Source organism: uncultured Senegalimassilia sp. (genome assembly GCF_934636665.1).
In the GTDB taxonomy this organism is placed as follows: Bacteria; Actinomycetota; Coriobacteriia; order Coriobacteriales; family Eggerthellaceae; genus Senegalimassilia.
On the sequence record NZ_CAKUAT010000003.1, the window covers coordinates 1 to 15,961 of the forward strand.

The following is a 15,961-nucleotide window of genomic DNA, read 5'->3' on the forward strand; positions in this document are numbered from 1 at the left end:
GTGCTCCTGCCCGCAGTGCTCGTGAACGATGTCGGCATGGGCGACCCGCTGTTCTGCAAGTATATCTGCCCCCAAGGCGTTCTCGAGGGTGCGATCCCGCTTTCCCTCGTCGATAGCGGCATCCGATCGGCGTTGGGGACGTTGTTCACGTGGAAGCTTGCGGTATTGATCGCAGTAGTTGTGCTGAGCGTGCTGTTCTATCGGCCGTTTTGCAAATGGGTTTGCCCCCTTGGCGCGTTCTACGCCCTGACGAACAAGGTTTCCTTGCTGGGAATGAAGGTCGATCAGGGCAAATGCATCTCCTGCGGTACGTGCGCGAGGACTTGCAAGATGGATGTCGACGTGACGGCTTCACCGGACCACGCCGAATGCATTCGCTGCGGGATGTGCGTGAACGCCTGCCCTGCTGATGCCATCAGCTATCGCTTCGGCATGTGCGTGTCATGCGGTCATCAGGCCGCGGAGGCGGATAGGTTCGAATGACGGATATCGATCGAAAAACGGAGGAATCGAAATGAGGAAGATCAAGAGTATGAATGCGAAGCTGTTGAAAATCTCGGCGGTGTTGGCCGCATCCCTGCTGGCGATCGGCCTTGCCGCTTGCTCCGCCGGCGCCGGCGGAGACGAGCGCCCGGAAGGCACATCCGATGCTGCTGCGTTGATCGAGACGCAGCCGAGCGGAGCCGATGAGGCGGCGAAGCTGTATGAGCAGCTTATGCAGAAGGAAAACGAAGTGCTTTCGGCCGATTCGCAGCTTTGGGAGAAGCTGTTCCTTTCGGCAAGCAAGGAAAGCCCGATGATCGAGGATGGCAGCAACTATGGCGACTTCCTTCTAGCTACGCTTGAAGGCGCCAAGGATAAGTTCACGGCACAGGAGCTGGAAACGCTGAAAACCGGGGCGGAGCAGATTAAACGGATCGAGGACAAGCTTGCGGCTCTGGAGCAGGAATTCCCCGGATGCGGCAGCACGCCGGGCCAGGGCGAGAGCGTTGACGCCCAGAGCGCGGGCATGACGGCAAAAGCCGAGGGGACGGAGAAGTTCCCGAGCTTCAACGGGAAGGACCTTGACGGTAACGACGTGAGCAGCGATGAGCTGTTCTCGAACAACACCGTTACGGTTGTCAACTTCTGGTTCACTACCTGCAAGCCGTGCGTGGGCGAGCTTGGGGAATTGGAAGCCCTTAACCAGAAGCTGGCGGACAAGGGCGGCGCGGTCGTAGGCGTCAATTCCTTTACCCTTGACGGCGACAAAGCTGCGATTTCCGAGGCGAAGAGCATCTTGGAGAAAAAGGGCGTGTCCTATAAGAACATCTGGTTCGGGTCGGATAGCGAAGCCGGCAAGTTCACTTCCAAGCTGTACTCGTATCCGACTACCTACGTGGTCGATAGCAACGGCAACATCGTAGGGCAGCCCATCGTGGGTGCGATCACGTCCGGCGAGCAAGCGAAGAAGCTCGACGCGCTGATCGACGAGGCGATTGCGAACAGCGGACGATAAAGCGGGGCGGTTACGCAGTGCTCGGCAAGGGTTTGCGGCATGTGGGCAACGCTGGTCTTCGGGCGTGATAGCTTTCCATGCGGTACCACGGGCGCTGGGCATCGGCCTCGACCTGCGTAAGGAAGCGCGATGCGCAAACTTGATGGCGGCGCCCGTATATCATGCGGGCGCCGCTTTTTGCGGGTAGGATAGCAAGCGATATCGATAGAAAGGATCCCGCCATGCCCGAACCCGTTTCCCTTCGCCATGGGCGCCTGAGCGCCGCCGTCGACCCCATGGGAGCACAGCTGCTCAGCCTGCAGTTGGATGGTCGCGAGTATCTATGGCAGGGCGATCCGCGGTTTTGGGCCAGGCGGGCGCCGGTTTTGTTCCCGATTGTGGGGTCGTTGCGCGACGGGCGTGCGGAATCGGCGCAGGGGCCGTGCGTAATGGGGCGCCACGGCATCGCGCGCAACTACGAGCATGCGGTGGTCGACCGCGCCGCTGATGGATCGTCGGTCACCTTCGAGCTGTGCGATTCGGTCGAGACGCGCGCCGCGTATCCGTATAGCTTCAAGCTGAACATGACCTACGCCATCACGGGCGAGGCCACGCTTTCCCAAACGTTTCGCGTGACGAACACCGGCGATGTGACGCTTCCGTTTTGCGTAGGCGGGCATCCGGCGTTCAACGTGCCCGTCGGTGCATCGCCGCAGGATGCGCATGCGGGCGAAGGGGAAGCGAGCGGGGAATCGGGCGAAACATGCGCCGAAGCGGCCGCTTCCGCTAGCGAAACGTGCGCTACTGCAGGCGAAGCGCATGGGAGTTCGGACGCTGCCTGTGTGCCGCTTTCCGCTGCGGCCGCCGAAACCTTCGAGGATTACGTGCTCAAGTTCGCTCGCCCCTGGAGCTGCACGCTGCCGGTGATCGGCGAAGATGGGCTTATGAGCTGGGATAACGCGTTCGAATGCCCGCAAGGTTCGGATACCGTGGAGCTCACGCACGCGTCGTTTGCTCATGATGCGCTCATGTTCACGGACGTTCCCGATAGCGTGCTCACGCTGCTGGGCACGAAAAGCGGGCACGGCGTGCGCGTCGAATTCCCGGGCTTTCCCTATATCGGCGTATGGTCCGCGGCCAACGAGGCGCCGTTCGTGGCGCTTGAGCCGTGGTCGGGGCACACCACCGCGCATGACGAGGACGACGTCTTCGAACACAAAGCCGGCATGACGCTGCTAGCCCCAGGCGAAACCAACGAGCGCACGTCCCACCTCACGCTGTTCTAGCTGGTCCGCGCATCAAGGTTCAGTCGGCTGCTTATATAAGATGCTCACGAGTATCATACTCATAAGCATCTTATGCAGAACTCACCGTGTAGCAGCGTAGCTCGCTGCAGAATCTGAATTACATTTCGCGTGCCAATCGGCAAACCGTCCCTTCGATAAGGGAGGGAATCTCGTCCGCATAAAACCCCAGGTGGGAGCAGGGATTCGTATATGCGAACCTAGGCAATAAGAATAATGCGGCGCAATGTGTCTCCATGGAAACCAGCTTTTGGCCAAGGAGGCAGCTATGCGCAAACGAAACGTTGAACAACGAGCACGGCACGCGAAGGATTGCTCGCCGATGAACGGAGCGGAGCACCGTACGGGCACTAAGATCGCCTGCGTCGGAGTGAGCGCGCTCATCGCGGGCCAGCTGTTCATGCCCGCCGCTTCCCTTGCCGCCGAGGCGGCGGACCAGGACGCCGCAGCAGGCGACGCTGCTGCGGTCGCGGCGCCGGCAGCCCAGGCAACGCCCGCGGCGGAAACCGCGCCTGCGGCAAACGCGACGCCTGCGCCAGCTGCGCCGGCCGCTTCCGCGCCTGCGCCCGATAGCGCCCCGGCCGACCAGCAGGCTCAGCCCGCCGCGCCGGCAGCAACGGCGAACGACGCTGCCGATAACGTCGCCGCGCCGACAAATGCCGCCGCAGGGCAAAACGACTCCGACGGTAACGCTGTAGCTCTGTCGGCGGACGCCATGCAGGCTCGTGGCGTCACCGACGTGACGGAGGGCGGCGGCATCAAGGTCAACACGACCGTGGTCGACCACTACACGGACTGCGTGCTTCCGAGCAACGTCACGCTCGTGAAGGGACAGTCCTACACCTTCGACTTCCCCGATGTGGAGGGAGGCATACCCGAAGAGCCGCGCAGCGTAATCACCGAGGTCAAGTACTACAGAGCCGATGCCGCCTCGGGCAGCCTTGTCGAAGTTCTGGATGAATCCATGGCTGACGTGACGGCTCGCTTCGAACCCGTTGGCAATCACATGAGGTTGACGCTGTCCTTCACGGGCGGCGCCGCTAGCGGTTCGTATCGCCTTACGCGCAGCGATGACCTTCTGGTCAATGCGACCCTGACCTACGTCAGCACCGACTATGAAGGCGGCATCCTCATCGGCGACCCTGATGACATCTTCAAGCCGGGCTCGGTCATCATTAACGAAACCAGGGACAACTACTACCTCCGCTACAGCATCAACAGCGAAATCACGCTCGTTGCGGCGGAAAAGAAAGCCCTTGAGAATTTGGACGTCAACAACGTCAAGACCGACTATGCACCTGGCGAGGCTCCGCGTGCGACCGCGACGATCCCCGTCGCCGATGCCGACAAGTACGAGATTGCCTACGAATGCTGGGAGGAAATGGACGGCAGCGACCCCAGCGAGCTCACGCCCGTAGCCTTCTGGTACTCCGACCCCGGCAAGTACACGCCGGGCATGAAGAAGATCGACCAGTTCGAAGAGGGCAAGTTCTACATGTACTCCGTCGAGCTGCGGCTCAAGGACGGCAATACCCTGGCCGATGACTACAACGTGAACGTCAATGGCAATTGGGCGAGCAACACCATCAAGACCGTCGAGGGCGTGTTTGCGCCGAACGCGGCGAATATGCTGTGCGAGCAGCCGATCGTGGAAATGCAGGCCATCGACCTTATCGAGATCAACGGCGCCACCACCACCTTCAAGGCGGGCGACAAGCCGGTTTTCACGGCAAGCACCCCGGAAGGCTCGAATGCCATCTTCCAGTGCGAGTACTGGACGGGCAGCGACGGCAGCGAAGTGAACTCCGTTGAGTTCTGGGACCAGAACATCACGAACCACATCGACGCCTTTAAGCCTGGCGTGACGTATCGCTATGGCGTGTACCTTAAGCCGGCGCGCGGCTTCTACTTCGCGCCCGACGCCAAGCTGATGATCAACGGCGCGGCATGCGGCTACCAGGTAGGAGAAGCAAGCGAGGTCGATCCCGAAAGCGGCATGATCTACACCCTGTGGCTGAGCACTGATCTGACCTTCACGCCGGAAGGGACAGCGGCTCCGGCGCAGGTGCAGCCCGGTGACAACAACGACGGCACGACCAACGCCGACGACGTCATCAAGGTGCCGACGACCAAGGCCGCGGCAGCCAAGCCCGTCGCGGGCAACCTTGCCGCAACAGGCGATGATGCAGCTTTGATGGCAGCGGCTCTGGGCATCGCCGGGGCAACCGCCGCCACGGCCGTGGCGGCCGCAAGGCGCCGCAACCACTAAAGAGCTGAGGCTTCAGCGATGTTCGCACCGCCCTCGTGTTCGCTCGGGATTCGGTTTTTCCTCTCGATGTCTGAGACGAGCGCACCTGTTCGAAGCGCTTGGGATCGAGTAGGTGCCCTATAAGGGGCTTGGCATGACCATTGGCTTTCCGAGTTCGTCAACCAAGAACGCCGCCGCGATGAAGGTCGCGGCGGCGCTCGCGTTTCGGGCGCTCGCACCTTAGATTCCCCCGGCCCCCAAATGCCACGGAATTATGATAGTTGTTGCGTTTCATTTTCAGCCCACTGGCTTATAAGCCCATATAAACCGATTATAGCCGCACGAAACGAATCAATATAGAGCGGTTGAACAGGGGGTGACACAAATCGCTTGACGCACGTGATATCGTTGCGCTAAAGTACCCCAAGCTAGATTTTGGGCGACTGTTTCCGTCGGTTTTCAGAAAAGTGGGGGGATTGCCATGAGTCAAACCGCAGCGGAACCAGCTCAGCGGCAACGAAGCGTGGAGTTGACCAATTCGCAATTGAGGATTCTCGGCTACATCGCATCGTGCGGCTCGCAGGGTTGTTCCGACACCAAAAACGCCATCGCGGAAAAGCTCGGCGTGTGCCCGAAGACGGTCGATCGCGCCGTGCGTCGCATGCGCGACGACGGGCTGATCGTCGCGACAGCGCGTTTCGACGAAAACGGCTCTCAGCTCGGCAACGTGTATTTCATCGGAGCTGGTTCGAAGCAATAGATTGCAGTTGTTCTCAAGCCGCCGACGGCTCAGCGCGTCGGCGGCTTTTCGTTATGGCCATACGGAAGTGGGCGTATCGGCCGAGGGTTGGGGGGAGCGAACATGAACGACGATCTGAAAGCCGGATCGAGAAAGGGGGATACCCCGTCTCGTTTCGACTTCGCTGACGTTACGGACCATGCAGAACGCGAGCGGCTGCTCATGGAAGAGCTGCACCGTACCCAGCACGCGCTCGCCGAGGCGGAATGCGAAATCAAGCAGAAGCAGCGTGCCCTTGCCGAGCGCGCTTTCGATCGGGAAGCGGCCGATGCTCGCGATCTTTTGCACGCCGCCTGCTGGACCGCTGACTTCGATGACGAAGGCAACCCCACGGGATTCTGGTTCTCCGACGAGTGCCGCCGCGTACTCGGCTTCGAAAGCGGGGACGACTTCCCCGAAAACGGCGAGAACTCCGACAGATTCATCGCTCCCGATGACCTTGCCCGCATCAACAACGAGTTCCGCATCGCCGCAACGGAGGGCGGTCCGTATGACGTCAACTACTGCGTGCGGCGCAAGGACGGCAAGCGCATGTGGGTCCGTGCCGCTGCGAAGTTCCAGCGCGACGAGCAGGGCATCGCGTGCTCGTGCATGGGCGTGTTCGTGGACATCGACGATGCGGTGAAGAACCAGGCGCGCCAGCAGCAGGCTCTTGAGCAGGCCCTAGAGCGCGCGGACCGCGCAAACAAGGTGAAGACCGACTTCCTTCACCGAATGAGCCATGACATGAGGACCCCCTTGAACTGCATCCTGGGGCTTTTGGAGCTATGCGAGCGCAACCGTGACGACAAGGTCCTGGTGGAGGAGAACCACGGCAAGATGAGGACGGCGGCCAGGCACCTGCTTTCCCTTATCGATGACACACTTCAGGCTAGCAAACTCGGCGAGGGCGAGCTTGCCCTTGTGCGCGAGCCTGTCGACTTTGCGCATTTGCAGGCCGATGTCGACGACATCATGCAGCTGCTCGCCGCCGAGGCGGGCGTGATCATGGAGGGCCGCCAGGAGAAGGACAGCATCGCGTACCGGTATGTCTTTGGCAGCGAGCTGTACCTGCGCCAGATCTTCCTGAACATCTACAGCAACTGCATCAAGTACAACCGCCCCGGCGGCAAAGTGATAACGCATGTAACTTCAAGCGAGCTGCCCGATGGCAAGGTTTTGCTCCGTTGGGAGATCACCGATACCGGCATCGGCATGAGCCCGGAGTTCTTGAAGCGCGTTTTCGAGCCTTTTGCGCGCGAATCGAGCGTGGCGGGCGCCGTTGGCGGCACCGGTTTGGGCATGCCCATCGTCAAGCAGCTCATCGAGCTGATGGGCGGCTCCATCGATATCTCCAGCGAGCTGGGCGAAGGGTCCACGTTCGTGATCTCCATCCCGTTCGATCCGGCTCCGGCCCCGCGTGAAACCGAGCAGGCGGCGAATGAATCTGTCTTGAAAGGCCGTCGATTGCTGCTGGTTGAGGACAACGACCTAAACGCCGAGATCGCTGCGACGATTCTGGAGGGCGATGGTGCGTACGTGTCGATCGCCGGCGACGGCGCGCAAGCGGTCGAGGCGTTCGCCGCAAACCCAGTTGGAACCTTCGATGTCATCCTTATGGACGTGGTGATGCCGAAGATGGACGGTTTGGCAGCTACCAGGGCAATACGCGCTCTCGATCGTCCTGATGCGACAAGCATCCCCATCATCGCGATGACGGGCAACGCCTTCCAAGAGGATGTGCAAGAATGCCTGGAAGCCGGAATGAACGCCCACCTAGCCAAGCCAATCGACACGGCGAAGGCGGATCTCGTCATAGCGAAGGTGATTGCGGGGGCGTAAGCGACATTCGAAGATAGAGCTAAGCAACTGCGTCAGCCTGCCGAAACAAGCGGTAGCCGCAAAAAGGCCCGCGAGCCTGCTCGGTTTCCCGAGCGCTCGCGGGCCTTCCTTGTATAAGAGGTTTCGCAGCGTGGACGCACGCTCCATCTTCCAAGCGGCTTCTGAAATCCAACGCGAATCCGGTAACTAAACCGTGTTGACAGTTTCGGCTGCCGCAAAGCGCCGGGGCTTCCCCGGCGCTTTCCTTGCGTGAAAAACCTTCGTCCGCTTACTGCTCCTGCGCCATGCGGCGGTAGTGGTCGAAGCGGCGTAGGGCGTCCTCTTTGCCCTGCTCGAAGAGCCTTTCGGCCTCTTCGGGGAACGACTTGGTCAGCGAGGCGAAGCGGTTCTCGCCGGCTACGAAGTCCAGGTAGTCCATGGTGGGCTCCTTGGAGTCCAGCGTCATGGGGTTCTCCTTGCGCGGGTCGTAGTGGTACAGCGACCAGTAACCGCTTTCCACCGCTCGCTTCATCTCGCCCTGGACGTCGTGCATGCCGCATTTCAGGCCGTGCGAGGTGCAAGGCGCGTAGGCGATGATCACGGACGGACCTTCGTACTCCTCGGCTTCTTTCAGCACCTTGACCAGCTGGTTGTAGTTGGCGCCCATGGCCACCTGCGCCACGTAGACGTTGCCGTAGCTCATGAGGATGGCGCCCAGGTCCTTCTTGCCGGTCTTCTTGCCGCTGGCCGCGAACTGCGCCACGGCGCCCGCGGGCGTTGCCTTGGAGCTCTGGCCGCCGGTGTTGGAGTACACCTCGGTGTCCACCACCAGCACGTTGACGTTGGCGCCGCTGGCCACCACATGGTCCAGGCCGCCGAAGCCGATGTCGTAGGCCCAGCCGTCGCCGCCGAACATCCAGAACGTCTTCTTCGCCAGCTGGTCCTTGAACTTGAGCACCTCCTGGCACACTTCCTTGGCGCTGTTGGTCAGCTTGTCCATGGAAACCTGCGCGCATGCCACCAGGGCATCTGCGGCCTTGCGCGATGCGTCGAAGTCGTCGAACGCGGCAAGGTAGTCCTCGCAGGCGGCCTTCATGGCGTTCATGACGGCGGCGTCGGGCGTGTCGCCCGCGTCGGCCTTTGGCTTCTCCAGCCCGTGCGTCAGGGCGCAGGACAGCTTCTCCACGCGCGCCTTCTCCACCGCGCGCTGCTGCACGGAGCCCAGGAACAGGCCCAGCGAAAGCTCGGCGTTGTTCTCGAACAGGCTGTTGGTCCAGGCGGGGCCGAAGCCGCGCTTGTTCACCGTGTAGGGGATGCCGGGGAACGGCGAGCCCCAGGCCTGTGAGCAGCCCGTGGCGTTCGCCCAGTACACGCGGTCGCCGAACAGCTGAGTGAGCAGCTTGGCGTAGGGCGTCTCGCCGCAGCCCGCGCAGGCTGCGGAGAACTCCAGCAGCGGCTGCTTGAACTGCGAGCCCTTCACGGTGTAGGGGTCGAACGCGCCGTCCTTGTCGGAGATGGTCAGGCCGTAGTCCCACAGCTTGCGGGCCTGGTCGGTGAGCTGGGCCGGCTGCATGTCCAGCGCGCCCGCCGGGCACACGTCGGCGCAGCTGCCGCAGCTGGTGCAGTCGAACTGGCTGACCTGGATGGCGTAGCGCGTGCCCTCGGGCAGGTTCTTGCCGCCCTTGAGCGCGACCGTCGCGAACCCTTCGGGGGCGTTTTGCGCCTCGTCCTGATCGAGCAGGTAGGGGCGGATGGCGGCATGGGGGCACACGAAGGCGCAGCGGTTGCACTGGATGCACGTCTCGGCGTTCCACGCGGGCGTCTTCACGGCGATGCCGCGCTTCTCGTAGGCGGTCAGGCCCATGTCGATGACGCCGTCCTCGTAGCCGGCGAAGGCGCTGACGGGCAGGTCGTCGCCCTTCTGCGCGTTGACGGGGCGCAGGATGTTCTCGACCACCGCGGGCACGTCGGCCTCGGCGGCGTTCTCGTCGAGCGGGGCGTCCGCCCAGCTGGCGGGCACGGCAACTTCCACGCACTTCTGCGCGCCCTCTTCGATGGCGGCAACGTTCTTGGCCACCACGGCGTCGCCCTTGCGCGCGTAGGACTTGCGGGCCGCGTCCTTCATGTAGTCGAGCGCCTCCTCGACGGGCATCAGGCCCGCGATCTGGAAGAACGCCGCCTGCAGCACGGTGTTGATGTGGCTTCCCAGGCCCACGCGCTGCGCAACCTCCACCGCGTCCACGGTGAACAGGCGGATGCCGTTTTGCGCGATGTAGCGCTTCATCTTGCCGGGCAGGTTGGCGTCAAGCCCCTCGGGCGTCCAGCTGGTGTTGAGCAGGAAGGTGCCGCCGGGCTTCACTTCCTGCACCATGTCGTACTGGCGCACGTAGCTTTGGTTGTGGCAGGCCACGAAGTCCGCGCGCTTCACGTAGTAAGTGCTGCGGATGGGCTTCTTCGAAAGGCGCAGGTGGGACTTGGTCACGCCGAAGGACTTCTTGGAGTCGTACTCGAAGTATGCCTGCGCGTACATGTCGGCGCAGTCGCCCAGGATGCGGATGGTGTTGTGGTTCGCGCCCACGGTGCCGTCGCCGCCCAGGCCCCAGAACTTGCAGCTGTAGGTGTCGCCGTCCTCGAAGTCGTCGAGCGGGCGCACGGGAAGCGACAGGTTCGTCACGTCGTCGGTGATGCCGATGGTGAAGCCGCGCTTGGGCTCGGCCGCGGCAAGGTTGTCGAACACGGCCACGATCTGGGCGGTGTCGGTGTCCTTGGACGACAGGCCGTAGCGGCCGCCGATGACGGTCACCTTGCCGGCACGGTCGCTGTTGGCGATGACGCTGGAAACGTCCAGGAACAGCGGCTCGCCCGCCGAGCCCATGCACTTGCAGCGGTCGAGCACCGCGATGCGCTGCACGGTTTCGGGCAGGGCGCCCAGGAAGTGCTTCGCCGAGAAGGGGCGGTACAGGTGCACCTGCAGAAAACCGTAGCGCTTGCCCGTGCCGTCGGCCTGCGCGCGGGCGTTCAGGTAGTCGCACGCCTCCTGCGCGGTTCCCGACACGCTGCCCATGGCCACCACCACGTCGGTGGCGTCGGCGGCGCCGTAGTAGTCGAACACGTGGTACTCGCGGCCGGTCACGCCGGCAACCTGGGCCATGACGTCCTCGACCACGTCGGCCAGCTGGTCGTACGCGGCGTTGTTCGCCTCGCGCACCTGGAAGTACACGTCGCCGTTTTGCACGGTGGCACGCAGCATGGGGTGCTCGGGGTTCAGGGCGCGCGCACGGAAGCGGTCGAGCGCTTCCGTATCCATGAGCGCGGTCAGCTCCTTGGTGTCGGGCATGTCGATGCGCGACAGCTCGTGGGAGGTGCGGAAGCCGTCGAAGAAGTGCATGAACGGGATGCTTCCCTTCACGGCGGCAAGGTGCGCCACGGCGGCCATGTCGGCGGCCTCCTGAACGCTTCCCGAGCTGAGCTGGGCGAAGCCGGTGTCGCGGCACGCCATGACGTCGGAGTGGTCGCCGAAGATGCTCATGGCGTGGGTGCCCACGGTGCGGCTTGCCACGTGCAGGACGCCTGGCAGGCGCTCGCCGGCGATGCGGTAGAGCACGGGCACCATGAGCATGAGGCCCTGGCTGGACGTGAAGCTGGTGCCCAGGCCGCCGGCCTGCAGCACGCCGTGGATGGCGGCGATGGCGCCGGCCTCGGACTGCATCTCGGTCAGCTGCACGCGCTGGCCGAACATGTTCAGGCGGCCCTGCGCGCTCCAGCGGTCGGTGTGCTCGGCCATGGGCGAGGACGGCGTGATGGGGTAGATGGCCGCCACCTCGGTGAAGTCGTAGGCAACGTGGGCCGCAGCCTGGTTGCCGTCGACGGTTACATAGTTGCTCATTGTGAAGCCCCTCTCCGCAACGATGGTTTGAAAACGCGAGCGGGGGCGCGCTAAACGGCCCCCGCGAAATGTCGGTGTATGGAAGCTGCTACTTCTTCACCAGGTTCTGAAGGCCCAGCTCCTCGACGGCGGCTTCCCTCATCTTGTACTTGAGGATCTTGCCGGCGGCGTTCATGGGGTAGGACTCCACGAACTTGATGTAGCGGGGCACCTTGTGACGCGCGATGTTGCTCATCATGAACTCGCGGATCTCGGGCTCGGTCATGGTCTCGCCGTCTTTGAGGATGATGCAGGCCATGGCCTCCTCGCCGTACTTCGCGTCCGGCACGCCCACCACCTGGCAGTCGCTGACCTTGGGGTGCGTGATGACGAAGTCCTCGATCTCCTTCGGGTAGACGTTCTCGCCGCCGCGGATGATCATGTCCTTCAGGCGGCCGGTGGCCACGAAGCAGCCGCGCTCGTCGCGCATGAGCAGGTCGCCGGAGTGCAGCCAGCCGTTCTCGTCAACCGTCTTGAAGGTGGCGTCGGGCATCTTGTAGTAGCCCTTCATGATGTTGTAGCCGCGCGAGCAGAACTCGCCGATCTGGCCGTCGGGCAGCTCCTCGCCGGTTTCAGGGTCGATGATCTTGCACTGCACGTGCGGGAACGCGTAGCCGACGGTCTCGGTGCGCAGGTCGAGCGGGTCGGTCCAGGCGCTCATGGTGGAACCCGGGGCCGATTCGGTCTGGCCGTACACCGACACGATGCCGGTCATGTTCATCTCGTCGGGCTGTGCGGCGCGCTTCATGAGCTCGGGCGGGCAGCCGGCGCCGGCCATGATGCCGGTGCGCATGTGGCTGAAGTCGGTCTTGCGGTAGTCGGCGTGGTTGAACATGGCGATGAACATGGTGGGCACGCCGTTGAACGCGGTGACCTTTTCCTGCGTGATGCAGTGCAGCGACGCCTTCGCGCTGAAGTAGGGCATGGGGCACATGGTGGCGCCGTGGGTCATGGACGACGTCATGGACAGCGTCATGCCGAAGCAGTGGAACATGGGCACGTGGATCATGAAGCGGTCCGCGGTGGACAGGCCCATGCGGTCGCCGATGCACTTGCCGTCGTTGACCACGTTGCGATGCGTGAGCATGACGCCCTTGGGGAAGCCCGTGGTGCCCGAGGTGTACTGCATGTTGCACACGTCGTCGGGGCGGACCTCGGCGGCCATGCGCTGGACCTTCTCAAGCGGCACCAGCTCGGAGCGCTCCATTGCCTGCTCGAAGTTCAGGCAGCCGGGCATGTCGAAGCCGACGGTGATGACGTTGCGCAGGAAAGGCAGGCGCTTGCAGTGCAGCTGGTCGCCGGGCTTGGTGTCGGCGATTTCCGGGCACAGGTCGTTGATGATCTGGCGGTAGTTGGAGTCCAGCGCGCTGTCGATCATGACCAGCGTGTGCGTGTCGGACTGGCGCAGCAGGTACTCGGCCTCGTGGACCTTGTACGCGGTGTTCACCGTGACCAGCACAGCGCCGATCTTCGTGGCGGCCCAGAACGTGATGTACCAGGCAGGCACGTTGGTGGCCCAGATGGCAACCTTGCTTCCGGGCTTGACGCCCATCGACACGAGCGCGCGGGCGAAGGTGTCCACGTCGTCGCGGAACTCCTCGTAGGTGCGCGTGTAGTCAAGCGTGGTGTACTTGAAGCAGTACTGGTCAGGGAAGCATTCGACCATCTTGTCGAGCACTTGCGGGAAGGTCAGGTCGATGAGCTCGTCCTTCTTCCACACGTACTCGCCGGTGCCGTCGTGGTTGAGGTAGAGCGTGCGGCGCTTGCCGCGGGTGTCCTCGAACTGCTCCATGTAGTTTACGTAGTGGGGGAAGATGACCTCCATGTCGGTGAGGTCTGCCATCCATGCGGGATCCCATTCCAGCGACACGAAGCCGTCGTAGTCGATGGAGGACAGCGCGCGCACCACTTCGTCGATGGGAAGGGTGCCTTCGCCCACCAGGTTGAAGGAGCCGTCGTCGTCGGAGTCGCGCATGTGCACGTGCTTGACGTAGGCGCCCAGGTTCTTGATGGTGGTCGCCGGGCTTTCGCCGCCCACGCGGTAGACGTTGTGGACGTCCCACAGCGCGCCCAGGTAGTCGCTGGCGTAGCGGTCCATGATGCCGGTCAGGCGCGAGGTGCTGGAGAAGATGCCGCTGGATTCGATCAGCAGCACCACGCCGTGCTCCTCGGCGTAGGGGACCAGCTGGGAAAGCGCGGCGTGGATGGCGTCCTCGTCGTCGTGCTGGACGACCACGCACACCATGTCCACACTTGCGGCCTGGGCCAGGTCGATGAGGTCTTTCGCGTCCTGAACCTGCTGCTCGCCTGCCGAGATGTCGACCGAGGAGTCGAACGCGGGGATGGAAAGGCCCTTGTCGCGCAGGGCGCGGGCGGTCGCCTGCGTGTTATAGCGGTCAAGCGGGCCGCCCTTGCCGGTGAACGCCGCGTTGGTGATGGGGTTGTGGATCTCGATGCCCGAGAAATCCATTTCAAGGGCGGTGCTTACCAGCTCGTCCCAGGAGTGGTCGGCCCAGCCGCGGGTGGAAAAGGAAAGCTTCATTAGTTCTGCTCCTCGTAGGCGATCTTGTTGAGCGCGTTGATGTACGCGCGGATGCTGGACTCGACGATGTCGGTGGAGATGCCGCGGCCGGAATACACCTTGCCGTCGGCGATCAGCTTCACGACCGACTCGCCCATGGCCTCGCGGCCCTCGGTGACGGCCTGGATGCTGAAGTCGTCAAGCTCGTAGTGCTTGCCCACGACCGATTCGATGGACTTGAACGAGGAGTCGATGGGACCGTCGCCCAGGGACACCGCCTCGATGAGCTCGCCGTTCTTACGCAGCGAGATGTGCGAGGTGGCCTTGAAGCTCAGGCCGGAGTTGATGACGTAGCCGTCCAGGGTGTAGGTGGGGGGCACCTGCAGCGCGGCGGAGGCCACGATGGCGTCCAGCTCGGTGGCGCTTACACGCTCCTTGCTGGCGGCGATCTTCTTGAAGGCCTCGAACACGGCCTCGGCGTCCTCGTCGGACAGGCTGTAGCCCAGACGCTCGACGTACTGCATCACGGTTGCCTGGTCGTCGCCGGCGGTGAGCACCACGCCTTCGACGGCCTCGGAGACGGTGCCGGTGAACATGGACGCCTTGGAGCGGTCGTCGCAGCACAGGCGGGAGATCTGGTTCATGGCGCGCTTGAGCTCGGTCACGCGCACCTTGCTCTGGGCGCCCAGGGCGTCGGCCTTGGCAGCAAGGATACGGGCCACGTTGTCGAGCGCGACGACGCCCATGGGGTAGGACGTGGCCTTGACGATGGAGGCTCCGGCCATGACGCCGGCCACGGCGCAGGCGTCGGCCATATTAAGGTTGTTGCAGCACGAGATGCCCAGGTCGATGTCCTTGAGCTGGGGCGCGGCCTGGTACAGGTCGGCGATGAACTGGGCGAACTCCTCGGGGAGCATGGAGCCGGCTGCGTCGCAGACGGTGACCGTCTTGGCGCCGGCGGCGACCACGGCGTCGATGACGCGGGCCAGGTAGGCCACGTCGGTGCGGGTGGCGTCGATGGCCACGAACTCGACGTCGTCGGTGAGCTGGGCGCACTTCGCCACCGCCTCGGCGGCGTCGGCGATCAGCGTGTCGGCCTTCTTGCGCTGGATGTACTCCATGCAGGAGGGGCTAACAGCCGCTTCCACCTGCAGACGGACGTGCTTCGCGCCCTTCGCGGCGTTCCAGACGGCCTGGATGCTGTCCTCGTCCATTTTCACCGGCACGGCGAGCGTGCTGTTCTTCACCAGGGAGGCGATCGACTTGATTCGCAAGCTGTCTACCTTGGAGGATTCGATGCCCTCCACCTCGATGGAGCCCACGCCGATACGGTCTAGGATCTTCACGATTTCTAGCTTTTCCTTGAAGGATAGGGAAAGCGCCTTGGAGGCGATTGCCTCCCTCATCGTGATGTCGCTGACACGTATGTCTCTCATGTGTGACTCCTGACCTATGCGAACGTGTTCTTGAAAAGCGCTGCGAACAGCTTCACCGCAGCACCTACAGGTGGCCGTACGCCTACCAAGTACTAATCTGATAGGGTATATTAACTTATAACCGATTAAGCTGCACAAACGCCGTATTGCCGGAAAATATTGAATAGTCACAACCACGGTGACGGCCGATGCGGAACGGGAATCCACAGATTACAGATAGTGTGGGTGCGCGGGGTGGGGAAGGGCGGAAGGCGGGAGTCGCGAGGCAGCAGCGCTGACCTGGATGGAAAGTCCGAAGGACGTGAAGCTGCGTCGCTGATCCGGGGGAAAGAGCGAAGGACCCGAGGCCGGGGCGGCGATGCGAGCGGAAGGGGCGAAAGGCCCAAGGAGCGTCGCTGATCCGAGGGAAAGCCGGTGGTGGCGAGGCCGCGATGCTGATAGGTTGTAGGGC

Annotated in this window: 9 protein-coding genes; 6 read left to right on the top strand and 3 right to left on the bottom strand. The window is 63.0% G+C overall.

From position 1 onward, the window contains the following. The 6 genes from Q0G75_RS01430 to Q0G75_RS01455 form a co-directional block, all read left to right on the top strand. On the top strand, window positions 1-483 hold a 483-nt coding region (locus tag Q0G75_RS01430), incomplete at its 5' end, for a 4Fe-4S binding protein (protein WP_294417694.1). A gap of 31 nt (window positions 484-514) precedes the next feature. Continuing rightward, complete coding sequence (locus Q0G75_RS01435) at window positions 515-1,498, top strand: TlpA disulfide reductase family protein (RefSeq protein ID WP_294414912.1); 984 nt, start codon at window positions 515-517, stop codon at window positions 1,496-1,498. Between the two features lie 221 nt (window positions 1,499-1,719). After that, window positions 1,720-2,763: an aldose 1-epimerase family protein gene (locus Q0G75_RS01440; protein ID WP_294414911.1), complete on the top strand. Its 1,044-nt coding sequence runs from the start codon at window positions 1,720-1,722 to the stop codon at window positions 2,761-2,763. 340 nt (window positions 2,764-3,103) lie between these two features. Further along, window positions 3,104-5,050 (top strand): hypothetical protein, encoded by a 1,947-nt coding sequence (locus Q0G75_RS01445; protein ID WP_294414910.1) that lies wholly within the window; start codon window positions 3,104-3,106, stop codon window positions 5,048-5,050. A 508-nt stretch (window positions 5,051-5,558) separates the two neighbouring features. After that, window positions 5,559-5,789 (top strand): MarR family winged helix-turn-helix transcriptional regulator, encoded by a 231-nt coding sequence (locus tag Q0G75_RS01450; RefSeq protein WP_294414909.1) that lies wholly within the window; start codon window positions 5,559-5,561, stop codon window positions 5,787-5,789. A 102-nt stretch (window positions 5,790-5,891) separates the two neighbouring features. Continuing rightward, window positions 5,892-7,649 (top strand): ATP-binding protein, encoded by a 1,758-nt coding sequence (locus Q0G75_RS01455; RefSeq protein ID WP_294414906.1) that lies wholly within the window; start codon window positions 5,892-5,894, stop codon window positions 7,647-7,649. A 268-nt stretch (window positions 7,650-7,917) separates the two neighbouring features. Here the strand turns inward: Q0G75_RS01455 and nifJ are convergent, their stop codons facing one another. The 3 genes from nifJ to Q0G75_RS01470 form a co-directional block, all read right to left on the bottom strand. Next, complete coding sequence (gene nifJ, locus Q0G75_RS01460) at window positions 7,918-11,514, bottom strand: pyruvate:ferredoxin (flavodoxin) oxidoreductase (protein WP_294414905.1); 3,597 nt, start codon at window positions 11,512-11,514, stop codon at window positions 7,918-7,920. An 88-nt stretch (window positions 11,515-11,602) separates the two neighbouring features. Next, the gene (locus Q0G75_RS01465) at window positions 11,603-14,095 is read right to left on the bottom strand and encodes an AMP-binding protein (protein ID WP_294414904.1); all 2,493 of its coding nucleotides are present in this window, start codon (window positions 14,093-14,095) and stop codon (window positions 11,603-11,605) included. After that, complete coding sequence (locus Q0G75_RS01470) at window positions 14,095-15,510, bottom strand: alpha-isopropylmalate synthase regulatory domain-containing protein (protein WP_294414902.1); 1,416 nt, start codon at window positions 15,508-15,510, stop codon at window positions 14,095-14,097. The genes Q0G75_RS01465 and Q0G75_RS01470 overlap by 1 nt, the downstream gene beginning before the upstream one ends. Window positions 15,511-15,961 lie beyond the last annotated feature (451 nt).